This is a genomic window from Citrobacter sp. FP75 (genome assembly GCF_018342065.1).
Lineage (GTDB): Bacteria > Pseudomonadota > Gammaproteobacteria > Enterobacterales > Enterobacteriaceae > Citrobacter.
Map to the genome: position 1 here is coordinate 1 of NZ_JAFDOE010000027.1, position 1,210 is coordinate 1,210.

1 protein-coding gene is annotated in these 1,210 nt (G+C 48.9%); it reads left to right on the plus strand.

The features are described from left to right. Positions 1 to 82 precede the first annotated feature (82 nt). Positions 83 to 1,194 (plus strand): IS3 family transposase gene (locus JQ822_RS24290; RefSeq protein ID WP_213135450.1). Its coding sequence is split into 2 segments (ribosomal slippage): positions 83 to 344 and positions 344 to 1,194, totalling 1,113 coding nucleotides; the frame shifts between segments, so codons are not numbered across the junction. The last annotated feature ends 16 nt before the right edge of the window (positions 1,195 to 1,210 follow it).

The following is a 1,210-nucleotide window of genomic DNA, read 5'->3' on the forward strand; positions in this document are numbered from 1 at the left end:
TACTGTAAGTATCCCGCATAATCGTGCCATTCACATTTAGAGACCCTCCGGCATAATCACTCTGCCAACAAAGGAGATCGCTATGCGTAAAGCCCGTTTTACTGAGCATCAGATCATTGCTGTAATTAAATCGGTTGAAGCCGGACGAACCGTTAAAGATGTCTGCCGGGAGGCCGGTATCTCTGAAGCCACCTACTACAACTGGAAGTCCAGATACGGCGGCATGGAGGCTTCTGATGTTAAAAAGATCAAGGATCTTGAGGACGAGAATCGACGTCTCAAACAGATGTTTGCCGACCTGAGCCTTGAGAACCGGGCGCTGAAAGACGTTATCGAAAAAAAGCTTTAAAACCAGCCTTTAAGCGTGAGCTGGTCACTCATCTGATAACGACATTTGGACTCAGTATCCGTCAGGCCTGCCGGAGTCTGAACCTGAGCAGAACGGTTTACCATTACCGTCCGGATACCACGCGTGACGAACCCGTTATTGTCGCGTTACAGGCAGTGGCAGAGCGATACCCACGGTACGGTTTTCCAAAACTTTTCCAGGTTCTGCGGCGGCAGGGATACCCGTGGAATCACAAAAGGATCCATCGTATTTATTGTCTGCTGAAGCTGAATTTTCGCCGTAAAGGCAAACAACGGTTGCCGGTGCGTAATCCCTCGCCACTGGCCACACCGGAAGCGCTGAACCAGAGCTGGTCTGTCGATTTTATGCATGATGCTCTGGTCTGTGGCCGTCGTTTTCGCACGTTCAATGTCGTTGATGACTTTAACCGTGAGGCATTGTCGATTGAAATCGATCTGAATCTGCCAGCTTTGCGCGTGGTCCGTGTACTCGACAGGATCGCGGCAAATCGCGGCTATCCGGTCATGCTACGCATGGATAATGGTCCGGAATTTATCTCACTTGCACTGGCTGAATGGGCAGAGCAACATGCAGTAAAACTGGAATTTATTCAGCCGGGTAAGCCGACGCAGAACGCTTTTATTGAGCGCTTTAACCGAACATACCGTACAGAAATACTCGATTTTTATCTGTTCAGAACGCTGAATGAAGTGCGGGAAATCACGGAAAGATGGGTGTCAGAATATAACTGTGAACGCCCGCATGAATCACTGAACAATATGACGCCGGAGGAATATCGGCAACACAATCATTTGGCCGGGATCTCAAAAAATGCCTGGAACTAAAACGGGTCTATTTACA